The organism is Niallia endozanthoxylica, assembly GCF_008710145.1.
GTDB lineage: Bacteria > Bacillota > Bacilli > Bacillales > Cytobacillaceae > Bacillus_BD > Bacillus_BD endozanthoxylica.
Genome location: NZ_VYKL01000022.1, coordinates 110176 through 129542, shown reverse-complemented (window position 1 = coordinate 129542; position 19367 = coordinate 110176). Strand labels below are relative to the sequence as shown.

16 protein-coding genes are annotated in these 19367 nt (G+C 39.5%); 1 reads left to right on the top strand and 15 read right to left on the bottom strand.

Translation table 11 applies throughout. The features are described 5' to 3' along the window. Positions 1-82: 82 nt before the first annotated feature. From F4V44_RS15115 to F4V44_RS15100, 4 genes are all read right to left on the bottom strand, one after another. Positions 83-1459, bottom strand: coding sequence for an MFS transporter (locus F4V44_RS15115; RefSeq protein ID WP_150440854.1), 1377 nt, complete (start codon positions 1457-1459; stop codon positions 83-85). 354 nt (positions 1460-1813) lie between these two features. Next, positions 1814-3721, bottom strand: a complete 1908-nt coding sequence (locus F4V44_RS27880) for a dihydrodipicolinate synthase family protein (protein WP_223881906.1) — start codon at positions 3719-3721, stop codon at positions 1814-1816. Positions 3722-4364: 643 nt separating this feature from the next. Continuing rightward, the gene (locus F4V44_RS15105; protein ID WP_150440853.1) at positions 4365-5282 is read right to left on the bottom strand and encodes a DMT family transporter; all 918 of its coding nucleotides are present in this window, start codon (positions 5280-5282) and stop codon (positions 4365-4367) included. 121 nt (positions 5283-5403) lie between these two features. After that, a complete protein-coding gene (locus F4V44_RS15100; RefSeq protein WP_223881905.1) occupies positions 5404-5916 on the bottom strand; it encodes a MurR/RpiR family transcriptional regulator in 513 nt (170 codons plus the stop codon). 461 nt (positions 5917-6377) lie between these two features. Here F4V44_RS15100 and pyk point away from each other — a divergent pair, with 461 nt between their 5' ends. Beyond that, complete coding sequence (pyk, locus tag F4V44_RS15095; RefSeq protein WP_150440852.1) at positions 6378-8138, top strand: pyruvate kinase; 1761 nt, start codon at positions 6378-6380, stop codon at positions 8136-8138. Between the two features lie 115 nt (positions 8139-8253). On the opposite strand, the gene F4V44_RS15090 is transcribed toward pyk, so the two are convergent. The 11 genes from F4V44_RS15090 to F4V44_RS15045 form a co-directional block, all read right to left on the bottom strand. Further along, positions 8254-8799 carry an NAD(P)H-dependent oxidoreductase gene (locus F4V44_RS15090; protein WP_150440851.1) on the bottom strand — a complete coding sequence of 182 codons (546 nt, stop codon included), beginning with the start codon at positions 8797-8799 and terminating at the stop codon, positions 8254-8256. Between the two features lie 305 nt (positions 8800-9104). Further along, complete coding sequence (locus F4V44_RS15085) at positions 9105-9308, bottom strand: aspartyl-phosphate phosphatase Spo0E family protein (RefSeq protein ID WP_150440850.1); 204 nt, start codon at positions 9306-9308, stop codon at positions 9105-9107. A gap of 501 nt (positions 9309-9809) precedes the next feature. Next, complete coding sequence (locus F4V44_RS15080) at positions 9810-10682, bottom strand: MurR/RpiR family transcriptional regulator (RefSeq protein ID WP_150440849.1); 873 nt, start codon at positions 10680-10682, stop codon at positions 9810-9812. Between the two features lie 284 nt (positions 10683-10966). Further along, positions 10967-11590: an MFS transporter gene (locus F4V44_RS27875; RefSeq protein ID WP_223881904.1), complete on the bottom strand. Its 624-nt coding sequence runs from the start codon at positions 11588-11590 to the stop codon at positions 10967-10969. 45 nt (positions 11591-11635) lie between these two features. Next, positions 11636-12130, bottom strand: coding sequence for an MFS transporter (locus F4V44_RS27870; protein ID WP_263406664.1), 495 nt, complete (start codon positions 12128-12130; stop codon positions 11636-11638). 68 nt (positions 12131-12198) lie between these two features. After that, positions 12199-13719 carry an alanine/glycine:cation symporter family protein gene (locus tag F4V44_RS15070; protein ID WP_191090696.1) on the bottom strand — a complete coding sequence of 507 codons (1521 nt, stop codon included), beginning with the start codon at positions 13717-13719 and terminating at the stop codon, positions 12199-12201. Positions 13720-13922: 203 nt separating this feature from the next. Then, complete coding sequence (locus tag F4V44_RS15065) at positions 13923-14852, bottom strand: dihydrodipicolinate synthase family protein (protein ID WP_150440847.1); 930 nt, start codon at positions 14850-14852, stop codon at positions 13923-13925. A gap of 94 nt (positions 14853-14946) precedes the next feature. Continuing rightward, entirely contained in the window at positions 14947-16476 is a 1530-nt protein-coding gene (locus F4V44_RS15060) for a xylulokinase (protein WP_150440846.1), read from the bottom strand. 3 nt (positions 16477-16479) lie between these two features. Continuing rightward, positions 16480-17160: a hypothetical protein gene (locus F4V44_RS15055; protein WP_150440845.1), complete on the bottom strand. Its 681-nt coding sequence runs from the start codon at positions 17158-17160 to the stop codon at positions 16480-16482. 37 nt (positions 17161-17197) lie between these two features. Next, entirely contained in the window at positions 17198-17527 is a 330-nt protein-coding gene (locus F4V44_RS15050; protein ID WP_150440844.1) for a cupin domain-containing protein, read from the bottom strand. A 111-nt stretch (positions 17528-17638) separates the two neighbouring features. Beyond that, positions 17639-19030 carry a protoporphyrinogen/coproporphyrinogen oxidase gene (locus F4V44_RS15045; RefSeq protein WP_150440843.1) on the bottom strand — a complete coding sequence of 464 codons (1392 nt, stop codon included), beginning with the start codon at positions 19028-19030 and terminating at the stop codon, positions 17639-17641. Positions 19031-19367: the final 337 nt, after the last annotated feature.

Below are 19367 nucleotides of genomic sequence, written 5' to 3'. Positions count from 1 at the left end.
GTTTTATTCCCAAAATTAAATCATAGGCATCTAATTTATTAAAATATTAACTCAAAAAAATGCAGTTCGGAATTTGCATAGACTAATTAATATTTTGGTTTGATTCAAAATCCCTTGTCTTTAAGTTTCCAAATTTATTTAAGGCACTGGTTTCTGTTAAACTCATATTCTTTGTTTCCGGAGCCATGAAAAGCGAGACTAAAAAGCCAACGAAGAACAGCGCCCCACAAACATACATCGTCATTGCCACACCATAATTTGCCAAAAAGGCCGGAAATAAAAATGTTCCAATTGCTGAGGCAATCCGGCTTACTCCTGTACCAAATCCCACTGCAGTTCCCCGAATATGGGTTGGGAAAAGTTCGGTCGGGTAGACCCATTGATGAATTCCCATCCCCGTATTAAACGTTCCATAGATGATAAAGAGAACTAGGATAAAAACAAATGATAAATTTGCTCCGGAAGTCGCTCCTAGAACGAATAGCGTGATGGATGATACTAAAAATGGCCAAATCAATGTAGGTCTTCTGCCATATTTTTCAATCAAATAAAGGGCAGGAATCAGGCCGGCAAGATAAACGATATTGATAATCGCAGATCCCAAGTATTCACTTTTACCATCGGCAAAGCCAAATTGACCAAGAATTACAGGAATATACGTTCCAATTGCAAAGGTCGGAACGACTTGAAGTGACCAGAAAACCGCCACGAAAAGTGTCCATTTCCCATAACCATTTCTAAACATATCAAGAAATGAGGTTTTATCCTTAATCTCCGGTTCTTCTGACATCACAACGCCAGCCCCGAATATTTTTTGAACAATCGCATTGGCCTCTTTTTCCCTACCTTTGTTCGCCAGCCAACGAGGGGATTCCGGCATATTTAATCGAGCAATTAGCAAGAGAAACGAAGGAATCGCACTGCTTAAAAGCATCCATCTCCAACTTGTATCTCCAATGGACAATAAAAAGTAACCAATTAAAAAGGAAAAGGCATAACCGGTATACCAAAGCGCACTTAGTCCCCCAATTAAAGCACCACGATTCTTTTTCGGTGAAAATTCTGCCATCAAGGTTCCTGCAATCGGGTAATCCGCCCCCACCGCAACACCTAAAATAAATCGTAAAATGATCAAATAAATAGGATCATTAACATAAAATTGAAGAACAGAGGCAATAGTGATAACAAGCATATCAAGGAGAAATATCGTCTTTCGACCGATTAGATCTGTAAGATAGCCTCCTATTATCCCTCCAAAAAACATCCCTACAAGCGTTGCTGTTCCAAGGAGACCCATAACTGTTAAAGACATATCGAGTTGAGTCTGCATGACAGAAAGTGCTACTGCAATAATCCCTAGAATATACCCATCCAGGAATGTACTCCCACTGGTATAGGTAAACATTTTAAAATGAAATCCACTTAAAGGCATATCTTCCATCGTGCGTACTTTATTCATAGATTCCTCTCCTTCTTTGTTTTCAAAACCTTTTTAATGCCCAATCTTATTAAAAATGATATTGCGTACCATGCCACCACTTACGATGAAATAATTTCAAAGAACCATCCTGGCCAATAAGGTGGTATGAGCAGAGCCACACTAAACTTTTCTGGCAGAATGTTAAACTTGTTTATACTAGATGCCCATTGCAGATTGTTTTTCTTGGACTTTTATTTTCAAATCGACCCGGTCGATCGGGAATATTCGACAAGGTCGATTCAGGGTAGCGACTCACGAACCTCAGTACCCTGCAAAGCCACCCCGAAGAGTGCTTTACATGTCCTCATGGGTTAAGCGCCCATGAACAGTTCGTTAGGAAACCGGTGCGTTCTCCTTCTGGGGCTCCTGCAGGTGCGGGTAGACGTACACAAAACGCCCGTACTTGTATTCACCGCAGGTAAAGGTGTTTTCGCTGGCCGGATTTTCCGCATCCACGCAGGTCGGCACGGTTTCAACAACCGCGTCATAGTCGAGGTCGATGAAGAACGGGATCGAGTATCGAGCGACTCCACTCGTGTTGACGACCCGGTGCACATTCGAGGAGTATCGACCATTGGACATAGCCTGTACCAGATCACCGATGTTGATGATGAAGGATCCTTCGACCGGCGGTGCGCTCACCCATTCTCCCTCCTTGTTACGAACCTGCAGACCGCCGACGCTGTCCTGGGACAGGATTGTCAAGAATCCGTAGTCGGTGTGCGCCCCGATACCGATTTCGTCCGCGGCAGAATTAGCTCCCAGCGACGGGTAGTGAAGCAGGCGCTGGATTGTGATCGGTTTGCGCTGCAACTTCTCGAAGTAGTCTGCCGGAAGGCCGAGGCTGATAGCGAAGCCGCTGACCAGCTTGCGCGCCAGGGCCATCATCGCATCGTGGTACTCCTCGCAGACATCCTTGAATTCAGGCAGCTCCGCGGGCATCAGGTTGGGTCCGAAGAACGGGGACACTTCCTCCCCGTGGACGCCGTAGTCGAAAGCTTCCTTGAGGTCACGGGTGTTTTCCGGGTCAGCGTTCTCGCCATACGGAGGGATGTACCCGCGCAGCGTCTGACCAGAGTTGGCGATGTGCAGACGCTCCTTGGCCTCTGCCGGCAGATCGAAGAATTGCTGAGTGACCTTATACATGCGATCGATTAAGTCCTGGGGGACACCATGGTTCTTGATATAGAAGAAACCGACTTCCTCACAAGCCTTACCGATCGCCCGGGCAACACCTTCGGGGTCACTTCCGTCGACCAGAGCTGCGATGTCAATCATCGGAATTTCGCTAAACGCCGTCTGCTTGCTGGCAAAACGTCCCTCGGGTGCTTTGATTATGTTGGGCTTTCCTTTGACGGAATGTCCTAAATCGATTAATTTATCTTGGACTTTTGTTTTTAATTCTTCTGAAGCAGGTACTAATGGCGATCTGCATTTTCCTCCTGACAAGCCTATCATGTCTAAACCAGCCTTCACTGCCGCCGGAGGAGGCTCTTCTTCAAGCAAATCTATTAATTCTGTTAATGATTGATTTAATTTAATAGCTTCTTCTAATTTGTTTCCGCTTACAAATAAATCATATAATTTAACATATTCTTTCGGTACTAAATTCATCGCAAGACCAACAGCACCAGCGCCACCTGCTGATAAGGTTGGCAGGATTAATTGCTCGTAACCTGTAAGTACTGCAAAATTCTTATTGTCCTTAGTCAATTTAGTAAGCTTACAAGTATGAAGTGCATCAGCAGTATTTTTAATCCCAACAATTCCATCTATTTGACTGATTTCATAAATCTGTTCTGGACTAAGTTCAACATTTGTACCTTCAGGATAATGATAAATAACAATTCCTATAGTAGTACTTTCAGCTACAGTCTTATAATACTCAAAAACTCTCTCTCTACTAACCTTCATATAATAAGGTGGTAAAACTAGGGCAAAGTCCACACCAGCTTCTGCCGCATATCTGGTAAGTTCTATTGTATCCTCTGTTCGATGACACGATGTTCCTGCCATAATTGGCACTCTTCCTTGGGACTTTTCACAAATGAATTTAATGACGTTTTTCCGTTCATCCATATTCATTAATGAATACTCACCAGCACTCCCTGAAACTAAAACGCAATGTACCCCTCCCTCTATTAGAAAATTCAGATTTTTTTTGAGAGTATCATAGTCAATACTATTATCTTCTTTAAAAGGTGTTGGTAAAGCTGGAATCATTCCAAAAGGTTTATTCATATTTATCCTCCTCATAACCCTTAATTAAAGTAGAATTACTAAAAACAAATTTGAATGACTAAATAAAAAGTAATTTTCTCCTTTCTGAAAATAATTAGCATAATATTTTGAATCTTTTTATAAATGAATATTATCACGAAAATGAATTGTTGTAAACCATATTTTTAAAAAAGGAATAAAAAATCCCCTTATTGGAGTTCTCAGTGTATGTGACAGTGAATCTTGATAAAAACTAATAGATAGCCCAACAAGATTCAAATCCCTTGGCTTATGCATACTCAGCACCCCCCAAGGTGACAAGATGCCGGCCACTCCCATCCGCAAAAAAGAGTAATTAATATCCAAATTAAAGGTGCTAACGAAAAGAAAACATCCGGAACGTGTGCAGAAATCATGATGATGTAATCGCGAAAAGGTACAAAACATTAAAATGTTCGTTATGTACTTTATTAGAAGGCGGCAGAGCTATAACTAGCAATTGTTGAGAAGGTTACTGAAAAGGCAAAAAAGAATATTGTGAAATCTAGAATCAATTGCTAGACGGACTCATGTACGGTTTGATGAGGAGGAGCTGAAAGTAAAAGAGATAGCTGAAAGCTATCCCGTTAAAATAGTAAAACCCCCACCGCAGTTTGGTAGGAGTTCAGGCATTCTGAACATGTTTGATTTGGACATTATCTTTCGATACAGGTGTTACTTTAAATCGACCAAATAGATAACAACCGGTGATCACAACGACGCTGCCAAAAAATTGTGTCCATGTCATCTGTTCACCTAACACTAAAAAGGAAAGAATCGCTGTAAAAATCGGGTTGAAGTTTAAGAACATACCGGCCGTCGTGCCGCCCAATTTTTGTACACCGATATTCCAGAACACCATTGAGACAACAGTGGACAGCACGCCCATATAGAGAACAGACCAAATAAATGATGGGTTTACATTTGTCACTGTAAACGAAGAAAGATTAAATGGCAGCAAGATAAGGATTCCGAATATAGCGGAATAAAGTGTCGACATCAACGGTGACGTTTCTCTCATCGCCCATTTTCCAAACACCGAATAAAGTCCCCATAAGGCAACAGCCGCCAGCATCCAAAAATCGCCTACATTGAAATCAAGTGTAAGCAACCGTTGGACTTCGCCTCTTGATAGTACAATGACAACGCCGAAAAAGGAGAGAACCATTGCGGCCATTTGCAAAGGGCGGATCTTTTCACCAACCAACAAAAAAGAAAAAATCGCAATGGATACCGGGTTTAATGTAGAAAGCAGCCCAACATTCATTGCATCGGTCCTTTCTAAAGCGAGAAACATAAACACATTATAAAGAACTACCCCGGTTAAACCCATAAGAACCAAAGGGATAATCGACCGTTTTGTCGGTAAAATTCTTTTTTCCTGAATCCATACGATTGGAAGTAAACATACCACCGCAATCATCCAGCGTAAGTTCGTCAAGGTCATGGATGACGCGTGGCCGACAAGAAACTTTCCAACGACAAAATCCCCACTCCATAACAAGCTCGTCAAAAGCAGAAGAGATGAGTATAGATAACGCATGGGTCATTTACTCCTTTAATAAAGTTAGTATTATTTTAAGAATTTACTATACTTTATCATAGTTATGAATGATTTAAAATCTTTTTTATAAAAAAGGAATAAAATCGTTCTAATTTTTATGTTAATTACTTTCATATATTGTATTGACTAAACAGATTGTTAAGCCTAAGCTAACCGATAACTCGTTAAAAATATGGGCCTTTGAATAAACTACGAAACAGACGTATTTTTTCCCCGTTTTATTTAATAAATTTACTGATTCGTTCCAAACTTGTACTAAAGTTGCAGCTCTCCCTTCATCTTTTTGAATGTCTGTAAAATACTTCTTTAATGTCCATCCTGAATCGGACGCAATCGATTCATCGTAGATATCTTTTTGTAAGTCATTAAAATTCTCATACCCTAAGGCATTTATCGTACGCATCACAGTTGAAATCCCAACTTCTGCATTATCGGCAAGCTCTTTAACTGTTATCAATCCTATTGACTGATAGTTTTTTAGTATATAATCGCACAACTGTCTTTGTCTTTTCGGCAAGGAATCTTTAATATCAACTATTTTATTAATTGTTTTACTTTGATTATCAATACTCATTAAAATCCCCTTTTCGCCTTCAATTTGTAGGTTATCCATCAAAATAATTCCACTTAAAGTCAATTAATTATATTTCATATTCTAGAAAAGGCTCAATTGAGTAGAGGGAAACTAAATTGACTAATTTTCGCGCCTCTCACATCACCGTACGTACGGTTCCGTATACTACGGTTCAATTTATATTACAGTGTGGACTTAATATTTTTACAAAAAATTCCATCTTAAATAACGATGCCTTCATAAAAATCTAAAACGATTAAAAATACATTAAATTCATTCTATTCAGAAAATGGTTGAAAGATAAGTTTAACCTTGTTACAATAAAGCCCACAAACAAAAGATTATTTTTTTGCACTATAGGGACATATTTTGTCCCTATAGGACTTATTGTGTCCCCTTTCGGAGGTTTTCTCACAAATGCATTCTATTGATTTAAATTTACTCAAACTTGCAAAAGAATTATCTATTAAAAAAGTAATATATGTCTAGGAGGATTCGATATGCGTAAAACAAAAATTGTGTGTACGATAGGACCAGCTAGTGAAAGTGTCGAGAAACTTATACAGTTAATGAAAGCGGGGATGAATGTAGCGCGTCTAAATTTTTCACATGGAAATTATGAAGAACATGGAGAAAGGATCCAAAAAATCCGTGAGGCTGCTCGGAAAACTGGGAAAAATATAGGAATTCTTCTAGATACAAAAGGACCTGAAATTAGAACCCATAATATGGTGAACGGGGCTATTGAATTGGTTGCTGGTAGTTCAAGTATTGTTTCAATGAACGAGGTAGAAGGAACCCCTGAAATATTTTCAATTACATATGAAGGTTTAATTGATGATGTTGAGATTGGTTCGAAAATTCTTTTAGATGATGGATTAATCGGTCTAGAAGTAGAAAAAATTGATAAATCTAACGGTCATATTCATGTAAAAGTATTAAACAGCGGAACGTTAAAAAACAAAAAAGGTGTAAATGTTCCCGGCGTGTCGGTTAAATTACCGGGTATTACCGAAAAGGATACTAATGATATTGCTTTTGGAATCGAGCAAAATGTAGACTTTATCGCAGCCTCCTTTGTTCGAAGAGCCTCTGATGTGTTAGAAATTAGAAAGCTGCTTGAAGAAAATCATGCAACCAATATTCAAATCATCCCTAAGATTGAAAATCAAGAGGGTGTAGATAATATTGATGAAATTCTTGAGGTATCTGACGGACTAATGGTTGCCCGCGGGGATCTTGGTGTTGAGATTCCGGCAGAGGAAGTCCCGTTGGTTCAGAAAAACTTAATTAAAAAATGCAATGCCTTAGGAAAACCGGTGATTACGGCAACGCAGATGCTTGATTCCATGCAGCGGAACCCGCGTCCTACGCGTGCAGAAGCGAGTGACGTAGCAAATGCTATTTTTGACGGTACAGATGCCATTATGCTTTCTGGTGAAACAGCTGCAGGCAGCTATCCCGTTGTGGCAGTACAGACGATGCATAATATTGCTTCGCGTGCAGAATCAGCATTAGATTATAAGAAGCTATTATCCAAGCATAGCAAGAATAGTGAAAACACAATTACCGATGCGATTGGCCAATCTGTAGTGCATACTTCTTTAAATTTAGTTGCAAATGCTATTATCACTCCGACTGACAGCGGTTATACTGCTCGAATGATTGCTAAATACCGTCCAAAAGCACCAATTTCTGCTGTAACAGCAAATGACTATGTGTTAAGGCGACTAGCGTTAGTGTGGGGAGTTTATCCGCAAATGGGAACAGTGACTAATTCGACAGATGCAATGCTTGAGAATGCAGTCGAGGTAAGTTTAAATAGCGGATTCGTTTCCAGTGGTGATTTGGTTGTTATCACAGCGGGTGTTCCTGTTGGCGAAGCGGGTACGACGAATTTAATGAAGATTCATGTAGTTGGTGATGTTTTAGCGAAAGCACAAGGAACTGGACGCAAATCTGCCTATGGTAAAGTGGTAATTGCAAAAAATGCGGAGGAAGCATTAGCGAAAGTGCAAGAAGGATCGATTCTTGTAACCATTGGAGCGGATAAGGAAATGGTTCCTGCTATAGAAAAGTGTGCTGCTCTCATAACTGAAGAAGGCGGACTTACTTGTCCTGCGGCTGTTATAGGCTTGAACTTAGGTATTCCAGTTCTTGTTGGTGTTAAAGATGCTACAAATTTATTAAAAGAAGGCCAAGACATTACCGTAGATGCTCAGAGAGGTATCATTTATAACGGACATACAAGTGTATTGTAATATAAAATCTTTACATTTATCGGCAAAATTCGTGAATTTGGTTCTTCTGGTAAAGCATTTAAATAGGAGAGCAGCCTTGATGGCTGCTTTTTTGTTAATAACCCCCATTCTGTTGTTAGCGGACGGCAAGAAAATTAAGTTCAGGGTTCAATGCATAAGCTACGTAATCCATCGCCCCTTGCTCAAGCTCCTCGTCGGACAATCGATTCACTCCGTAAAATACATATGGTGTTAAATAGAGCATGCCAATCAAGTTACTTGTTGCCTCAAAAGGTCGCAGTAACTCTGGGACGGTGTATTTTTCCCTCCCGCCTGGTGAATAGCTTTCTTTAGAACCGCCAGTAGTAATAGCAATCAGCAGCTCTTTTCCTTTCAGCTTATCCCCATTGCTTCCATATGCCCAACCATAAGCAAGGATGGCATCCTCCCATTTTTTCAACAACGAAGGTGTGCTGTACCAGTAGAATGGAAATTGTAAAACGATGCGATCATGCCCCTCTAATAGCCTTTGCTCGGCTGCGACATCTATCTTCTCATCGGGGTAAGCCTCATAAACACGGTGAACGGTAACGTTGGCTTGCTTCTCCATTTCCTCCGTCAAACGTCTATTTGCACGAGAAGCAGTTAAGTCTGGGTGAAATACAAGAACTAATGTTTTCATTTTATTATCTCTCCTTGAAGAATCATTTATTTGTCATGACATGCAAATGGGTATAAATCGCAATTATAGTCTAATAATTCAGTATATTTTAGTGAGTATTTCTCATCTGGGATATGTCCATCACATAATAGATCCGGTATTCCCTCAAACGAGTTTATTTCTATATCCTTGATATCATCTCCTTTATTAATTTAACGCCCATTTTCTCTATCAACCAAGCCTATAGTTGTTTCTGCAGCTACTACATTTAGTTTAAAGCAAACAAAAGATGACATTTAAACCATTTATTTTTAAAAATGTAGGATTTAAACAGCTTTGTTTCTATTCATCAATATTTCGCTAGTTTCCTTTTTTAATGTATTTTGATAAATCGTGATGAGTTGATCTAATTTCTGACTGTAATAAAGGGTTATATTACTACTTAAACCAGTTACTGCAGCAGTCTCAATCATTTTATTTCTCAATTGCTCAATCCTAAGCTCTAATTCATCTATCTCTAGAAATTGCATACAAATTCTCCTAATCCCTTTATCGTTAATATATTAAGAATCTTATATGTTTTGTTTTATGTAAGTTTTTAATTTTTTATTTTAAGAATTTAATATATTTTACCATAATTTTGAATTGTTATAAACCAAATTTTTAAAAAAGGAATAAAAAAATTCATATTGTCATATTAATGCTTCTAGTGAAAAAACTTCAAGCAAGAAATGATTATTTTACCAATGCAGCAAGTTCTCTCTTATTTTCTCAGTAGACAGTTAAAAAGTATGCCGAACAATATATTCTTAGAACTCAGTATACCAGCATCATAGGCGTTCATTGCTAATCAACCCCTTACTAAACAAAATACAAAAAAAAAGAGCGGGTTTCTCCTCTCTTTGATTAACTCTTTTTGGGATTTTCATGTTTCTAAGCCTCGTGACGTCACGTCGATAAAAATCCAAGCGTAGCCTATAGCAATTCAACAGCAAAAAGACTAGAAACAGTTGCACCAGAACCTTTTAGTTTTAATAAGAAAGGACTTCATTCTTTTCTATAAGGGTTTTTTCAAGTCTTTTCAACCTTTTAATTGCCTCTTCTGATGACCGTTTACCAATTTCAAGTACCAATGCCTCTATCAACGCAATAACAGGCACTACTGAAAATTGTTCTTTACTAACTTCTACTTTCAGTGTTGCGGACGCATATGAAATAATTGGACATGAAATATAGTCTGTTATCAATATAATTTTATTGCCTAGTTCATGGGCTAGCTTAACTGCTTCGATAATTCGATTAGTGTATGGTTCAAATGCAAAGACCACTAAAATTTCATCCTTTTCAAATTGTAAAATCCTATCATATATGACTTCCGTATCATTGCTTAGTTGTCTTATATTAGAATAGAATTCTCCAAGCAACGTTTCAAAATATAATGCAGTTGCTTTGTACGGTCGAGTACCCAAAATATTGATACGACTTGATTTTTCAATGAAATCAATTACAATTTCAAAGTTTTCCATTAGATCAGCGTCTAATGATTTGTTTAATAGATTAACTGATTCGTTCCAAACTTGTACTAATGTTGGAGCTCCCCCTTCTTCTTTTCCAATTTCTGCAATAGACTTTTTCAACGTCCATTCTGAGTCGGAAGAAGTAATCGATTCATCATAGATATCTTTTCGAAAGTCGTTAAAATTCTCATATCCCAAGGCATTTATCGTGCGCAACACAGTTGAAATCCCAACTTCAGCATTATCGGCAAGCTCTTTAACTGTTATCAATCCTATTGACTGATAACTTTTTAGAATGTAATCGCATAACTGTCTTTGTCTTTTCGGTAAGGAATCTTTAATATCAACTATTTTATTAATTGTTGTTCTTAGATTATCTAAACTCATTTAAATCCCCTCTTCACCTTCAATTTGTTGATTATTCGTCAAAATAGATCCACTTTGAGTGCATTATATCTCATATTCAAAAATGGGCTAATTCAAAAAGGGAGCCCTCTGAATGGCCCCCTTTCGTATTATAAGGTTGATCTATTCATTTGAGTCGCCATTTTTATACAATGTCAGACCTTGTCCATAATGGTAAAGACGCCGATTAATTACTTTGCCACTAGCCGAGTTTTACCTTCCCAGAAACTCAATTGTTTCTGCTGTTCCACAAAGCTTCACTCTTTCTAACCATTTTTCCTCATTACGAGACTTTCCTTCCTCTTATTAGTACCTTTGTTCAAAGCGCTGGTTTCCGCTAAGCTCATATTCTTTGTTTCCGGAGCCATAAAGAGCGAGATTAAAATTCCAAGGAAAAACAATGCCCCGCAAATATACAGTGTAACCGACAAACCATAATTTGCTAAAACGGCCGGAAAGAGGAACGTACTAATGGAAGAAGCTATACGAGTTACTCCTGTAATAAAGCCCATTGTCGTACCACGAATATGGGTTGGGAAAAGCTCATTCGGATAAATCCAAGGATGGGCTCCCATCGCAGTATTAAACGTTCCATAGATAATAAAGAGAACTAGGATAAAAATAAATGGCATATTCAATCCAGCGGTTGCTCCTAGTACAAATAAAGAGATGGAAGATATAAAGAATGGCCAAATAAGCGTAGGCCTTCTTCCGGCTTTTTCAACCAAATAAAAAGCAGGAATCAAACCAGCAAGATAGACGATGTTAATGATTGCTGATCCTAAGTATTCCTTCTTTCCGTCAGCAAAACCAAATTGTGCAAAGATTTCTGGGATATAGGTTCCTATACCAAAAGTAGGTATGAGTTCAAGCGACCAGAAAGCAGCCACGAAAAATACCCATTTCCCATAACCATTTCTAAACATATCAAGAAATTAGGTTTTCACCTTGATCTCCGGTTCTTCTGACATCACAACGCCATCCCCGAATATTTTTTGAACAATCGCATTGGCCTCTTTTTCCCTTCCTTTGTTAGCCAGCCAACGAGGGGATTCAGGCATATTTAAACGTCCGATAAACATGAGGATTACTGGGATCGCACTGCTAAAAAGCATCCATCTCCAACTCGTATCACCCATGGATAGCAAAAGGTAACCTACCAAATAGGAACTGGCGTACCCGATATACCAGAATGCATTAAGCCCTCCAAGTAAAGCACCACGATTCTTTTTCGGGGAAAATTCCGCCATCAAGGCTCCTGCAATGGGGTAATCTGCACCTACCGCAACCCCTAAAATAAATCGTAAAATGACCAACTGCATGGGATTATTGATAAAAAACTGAAGGATTGACACAATAGCCATGACAAGCATATCGATAAGAAACATCGACTTCCGACCAATAAGGTCTGTAAGATAGACTCCTATTATTCCACCAACAAACTGCTACTCCATTGGGAAATGATTATTCATCTATGGAACAAAAGCCCCCCTTTGATTTAGACTGATTGCCGAATATCTCCTGAACTTCGGGCAATCTTATTTTCGTTAATTTCCATCCATACATCAGCGTTTTGAATGCCTAACTTTTGCGGATTAAATACAGGTTCTTCTATACCCGCTTTGCGCTGCGCAGCATAATCTTTCTGTACTTTGATAATTTCCGGTGATTTGATTAGCAGGACTATTACATTCGTCCATACCATAATACCTACACCAATAGATCCAATAGCCCATGAAGCACTTGATGTACTAGTCGCGAAAAAGAAGAAAATAAATGGCATGGCCAGACGAAGAACTAGAATTGCACTTTTTCTTACTTTGCTACTGGATTTATCAAGCAAATAAACGAGTGCTGTCTCGCCCTGATAGTAGTAACTTAGGAGTGTAGTAAATGCGAAAAACAACAAACATATCGCAATAATAATCGAGCCGAACTCTGGAATTAAACTGTTTGCTGCCGCCTGTGTCCACGGAATACCTGCCACATTCTTTTCCGCCATTTCAGTCATAATTTCAGAGCCTTCACCAATATGCAGGTAAGTAACAGCATCTTTCGCTAATACATTAAAGGTGTCCGTCATAAGCACAATCAAACCTGTGCAGAAGCATACCAGCACATCGATGAACACTGACATGGAGTTTACTAAACCGGTTGCTCCTGGATGAGCCACTTCAGCAGCAGCGGCGGATGGTACAGCCTCGCCCATACCTGCACCTGAAGAGTTAACAGAACGTTTTACACCCCAGATAATTGCCTGTCCAAACAAAGCGCCATATAATGCATTCTCCCCAAATGCACTTGAAATCATGGTGCTAACAACAGAGGGAACCGATTCTATATTCATAGTGATAATCATAAAGGTCAATAATAAATAAATCCCTGTCATAATCGGAACCACAATTGTAGAAAACTTCCCAATTCTCTTAATGCCACCAAATACTACCGTCAACAACAAAAGCCCGACAACTAGACCTGTAATCCAATTGGGTACACTTGTCGTAGTGTGAAACGCCAGTGCAATAGAGTTTGCATGGGGTCCAACCGTTAAAATCGGTACACAAATAATGGTCAATAAAGCAAAGAACTTCGCTAGATGCTTCATTCTTAATCCGCGTTCAAGATAGTAATAGGAACCTCCGCGATACTCTCCATCCTTTTTTATTTTATACACCTGTCCAAGAGCACACTCTGCATAGGAAATGGCTGCACCTAAAATTGAACAAATAACCATCCAGATAATAGCACCAGGACCTCCCCAGAGGATTGCCACACAAACACCGGCAATATTAGCCGTTCCAACACGATAAGCAACAACCGTACAAAAAGCCTCTATAGGTTTGATGCCATAATCAGAATCGTTATCTTTGAACAATAGTTGGATTTGATGTTTTAATGATCGAAGCTGAATAAATTTAAATCGAATTGAAAAATAAGTAGCTGCGCCAAAAATCAGTAGAATCAACGGGAGTGCCCACATATAACCATCTAATGCAACAATTACTTCTTCATAATTCATAATCATCTCCCCTTTTTCTTCCATTAAAAATACATTTTACGATGAGGAAAATACGGCGCTTTTTTGTAACCACTATCATAACGTGACGCATTTCAGGCTCAATACGCACGTCAAGAAGATTAAGGTCGTCTTCATTCAGGATTGAATATCATCTGCCTGTTTAAAGACAACCTGCATCTATTCCATCTTCATTTTGAAATTTATTACATGACTCCGGTACTTCTTTGTGAGTACTCCTTAGACAATTCCAGAATATTGCTGGATTCCAGCACGTGCTTTTTCTCTTCATCGCTCAGGCCACGGCGCGGACGTCGGCAAATCCCCTCTTCAAAACCATACACTTCTTCAAGAATATATTTGACTGCCTGAGTCGGTTTCGGGAAACGCTCAGTCATATTCACCACCGGATAGAGCTTTTTGAAAATATCCAGGCCTTTTTCAAAATCCTTTTCCACTATCATTGCCTTGTGGAATTCCGCAGATAACTTCGGTAAAATATTAGCTGTCATACTTACCCATCCGGTCGCACCGGTAGCATATGCCTGATACAGCAGATAGTCGCATCCACACAGAACGTTTACATCTTCAGTTTTATTTGCTTCAAAAATATAATCCGTCATTACGTCAATTGACATTGATGCATCCTTGACCATTTTGACATGCTCCAGTTTATACAGTTCTGCCATCGTTTCTGTTGAAATAGGCGTACTGCTGTGCGGATTATTATATACCATGATATCCAGTCCAGAATGGTCATTGATATATTTATAATGTTCAAACAGTTCTTTCTGATCCATGCGATAATAGAAAGAAGGCAGAACCATGGCACCATCAGCGCCTGCCTCACGTGCGTTTTCCATCAGCTCCACTACATCCTCCGGACGCTCTCTGGTGCATCCTACAATGACGGATGCACCACGTTCTTTTACATAAGGCACCATCTCACGTACATATTGTTTATGTTCTTCAAGTGACACACTCTGATATTCACCAGCTGCCATCATGATTCCTACCCCACTGATGCCTTCGCTGATCATCCAATCTGCATGTTTTTTGGCAGTTTCATAGTTAAAGCTTTCATCTTTATTAAATGGTGTCACCATAGCAGGATATACGTGCGCAAATTTATTCATCTTAGTCTCTCCTATTTATTTTCATTTATTTTTTGAAACTTTGCTTCAATTAACTTTCTCTCAAGTTATTTGAATTTGTCTTCCACTACTCCTATTACTCTCGAAAACTGCTGTCTTCATAAAAAACTTTCAGCCCGTTCTGCAGTTTCATAGTCTTTTCAAATAATTTGTCATATACCTCTTTCACATCGGCGTTCGGAACGTAAGTAGCATCTGCTTTCACGACCATGTCAGCTGCCTCTTCTGGTGATGCCCATATACCTGATGCCACTCCCGCCAGGATTGCCGCTCCGAGGCAGGCAGAACTTTCTGTTGTAGACATGATATTAAATGGTACACCTGTAGCATCTGCTTTCAATTGACACCAGACGTCACTCTTTGACCCGCCGCCAAGGCCGCTGATTTGCTTTACTTCTACTCCTAACGGCTCCATAGCCTCAATCATTCTTCTGAGAACCATTGCGATACTCTCCATGATTGCACGAGCAAAATGAGCCTTCTTGTGTGCCAGAGTAATACCGAAATAAACACCTCTCTGATTATTATCTGTATCCGGTGGTCCTGAGCCCTGAAGATGCGGAATCATAATCAGCCCGTCACATCCCGGAGCCACTTTCTGGACTTCTCTGTTAATCTGATCAAATGCGGCTTCGTCGCTCTCAGCCTCAATTTTTTTCTCCAATTCACAGAAGACATCTCTGAACCACTTCAGAACCATGCCACCGCTTGAAAATGCATGAAGCATATATTTTCCGGGAATAGCACTTGCAAAGCATGGCATCTGCATAGAAGGATCAAGTATAAGCTTATCCACGATAGCAACTGTCGATAAATTAGAACCTGTACTATCAGAGAATGTTCCGGGCCTTACATTTCCAACGCCCAGGGCACCGCAGGCCTGATCCAGCGCACCAATATTCACTACAGTATCGGTGCTGAGGCCAAACATCTTTGCGCCTTTTTCAGTAATTTGCCCTACGGATTCACCCTGTTTCATGATTAAAGGCAACTGTTCCTCTGTTATCTGCAAGAAATCCATCATTTCCGGCCAGTACTTTCGTGTGTTAATATCCCAGTACATTGTAGTGCACAGAATGGAATCTTCACAGGCCATTGTACCTGTCAGCAGATAGCTGAAATATCCATTTAACTGAACAAATTTTGCAGTTTTGCTAAATACTTCAGGCTCGTTCTTTTTCAGCCACAGCAGCTTGCCAGCCGGCCATATAGCATCCATACCCGGCTGTCCGGTATGTTTCTGTATTTCCTCCTGTCCAAAAACCTCTTCAATATATTCCGCTTCTTCTTTAGCACGGATGTCCATCCATACGATAGCCGGTCTTAATGGTTCATTGTTTTCATCCAGGCAAATAGTTGTTTCGCCCTGCGCAGACATTCCCACAGAATCAATCTGATCAGCTGTGACACCTGCTCGTTCCATAGCAGCGTGACTAGCAGTGATAAATGTGTCAACGTATGTCTGAACCTCTAGCTCAGCCCAACCCGGCTGTGGTGTCAGAAGTGTATATTCAACTGTTTTACTGCCGCACTCTTTACCAGTTTCATCGAAAACTGCTGCTTTTATCGCAGTAGTTCCCAAGTCTACGCCTAAAATGTACTTCATGGATTATTCACCTTTCTTCATGTAATCGAGAACATATTCCAGATTCTCTCTGAAACTGCCGCCCTCAACAAAGTTGGCAGTAAAGAGAGCGCCTCCCATTGTGTATCCTAATGGTGCCAATTCTTTCATAAGTTCCATTCTTTCTGTGTTGCCGATGCTACCTGCAATCATCAGATTATCTCTGCCTATGGCATCTGCAACTGCAGTGGCCAGTTCTGTACCATCGCCATTGGCGAATCTGTAAGCTGTCAAATCAACTCCGTCTGCACCTGCAGTAATAATTCTCTTGCTGTCTTCAACTACATCTTCGATAGATCCCTGGAGCATTACAGGGCTACCGCCTACTTCTCCAGCAAATGGGTAATACTTAATTCCAGTTCCCTTTAACTTCTCAACTATAGACGGGAAAAATCTTGTTCCTGTCAGATAGTCAAAACCGCAGTCAATTGCCAGCTGTGCTCCCTGTAGACCTCCTTCCTCTGTGTAAGTTACAACTTCAAGGAATGTTGTCTTGCCGGCTTCTTTCATGACCTTGTTTAATCCAATCATTTCATCCATAGGAATTCCAACGTCCTTGAATCCCCAATTTTTAGCCGGCAGGTCTTTGCATGATTGGAATACTTCCATAGAATTTTTCACAGTCTTATCATTATTTGTCAGCATTATTATTATTTCAGGTTTCATTTCATTCTTCCTTTCACATTTCATTTCATTCTTCCAGTCAAATTTCAGAAGGTGCCAAGCTCCAGCTTACGAGAGCTACACAATCTCCTATATTTGTTAACTGATGCGGTTCTCCCGGCGGAATGATCTGTGCATCTCCCTCGTTTAGTTCATACAGCTTTTCTCCGCATCGGAGCAGCACCGAACCTCTCACTACAAAAAATACTTCATGCGAGTTTGGATGCCCTTTATCAACCGCTCCCGTTTGTCCGGGATGAAGTTGTGAAGTACCAAATGTAATTTTTTCTGTCTTAAAATACTCCCGGCATACCTCCACTCCTTCCAAGAAGATATTAGCTTCTGAAGATTTTACTATTTTTGTTTCCATGACTATTTCTCCTTTCTTTTTAAAAATTTTGAATATTCAAAATTTTTTCTGGATGACTTTTCCGGAAAATAATGTTATATATTGGCAGATTCCACAAAGAAATTATGGTAATTAATTACCAGACACAGCCTTAAATTGTTTCTCTTTTTGAGATTCTTGAGGCCTGAATTCCAGTAAGCCATTAATACTTTGTGCTGCAGTGAATCCTGTTTGGATAGCTGATTCTGTATAAAAGGTGCCTACCCAATCACCTGCTAAGAACAATCGACCTGCAGATTTTTCTATAATTGGTTGTATGATTGCACGATCCGAGTCAGTATAAGCTGATCCAAATGGACATTTCATTACGTGAGCTTCAACTACATGGTTCTTAAAACCTGGAAATATTTCATTTAAATCTTTCAAATAGATTTGAATAATTTCCTCATCCGATTTATCAATTAGCCGACGCCCACTTTCCCCTGGTGAAAATGTCATAAAACTACTACCTGGCTTTCTCGTGGTTTCTATTGAACGGACTAGATTCGTGTGATGAAGAATAATGTCAAATGATCTTTTAGGCGTAGCAATAGAATACACATCATCCCAAACTTGAGGTCCTGTTTCATTTGTTAAAAATGCTGCACTAACATGTGGGCCAAATTTAACTCGATCCAGAGCGTTTGCGATTTCAGGGTCAAGGTTTCTCGCTATTTTTCTTGTAATTTGGGGAGGGGTTGCGATTACTGCATAGCGTGCTTCCACCACATGTATCTCGCCATTTTGATCATAGCGTACGACTACAGAGTCTTTTTTCTGAAGAACCTCTAAAACGTTTGCATTTAGTTGAACTCGTTCACCTAATGTTGTGGCAATCGTGTCCGTAAGCGTTGATGGTCCCCCAACAATATTTCTCCCTAATCCATCATCTTTGTTCCATACCGTGTGGAAATATCCTATACCTGCTCCTGCAGTCATTGTCTCAGGACTGCCAGTCGAACGGCTAACTGTAGGTCTAAAAATGGCATCTGCGTCTGGTGGTAATTTACCAGTAAAGTCGGCAAACGTTCGATCTCTCATATATTCTAAAATTCGCTGTTGTTGAACTCTATAGTCCTCTCCCGGACGTTTTTTTGCCATTTTGCCATATTTGACAACCGCTGCACGTACTTTAGCACCTGCACGTATCATCGCAAATCTACCTTTCCATGACATAGGGGCCCTAAATGGATACGTTTCAACTCGACCATCTGTAAACAACTTCCCATTCAAAGACATTGCCTTTAAAATTCCAGGTACAGGTAATGCAGTTACTCCTACAGATTTAATTAATTCATCTGTAGCTGAACCAGGACCAGCAAATAAATGACCACCCCAATTTAACCAATAATCTCCTCGGCGTTCAGATCGTACACGCCCGCCAATACGATTTTCGGATTCTAAAAGTAAAATATCATGGTGTTTAAGACGCCAAGCAGCAGACAAACCAGCAAGTCCACCGCCAATGATAATTACATCTTTCATTGAATTTCCTCCTATCCCTTGTGTATTTAGTATTCACCCAATTTCAATGAAGCTCTTCTTCAAGTAAATCTATTAATTCTGTTAATGATTGATTTAATTTAATAGCTTCGTCTAAGTTTTACCGCTTACAGAATTTCTCCTTTCTAAAAGATAATTATTTAAATATTTTGAATCATTTATAAACTTTACTTTATCACAAAAATGGAATGATGTAAATCATAATTTATAAAAGGGAATAAAAAATTTCAATTAGTGTATTTAACGATAAAAAGTAAAAAAAATAAGTTGTACCCCAAGAAAAATCGAATTCCTTGGCTTTTGCATACACAGTACGTCA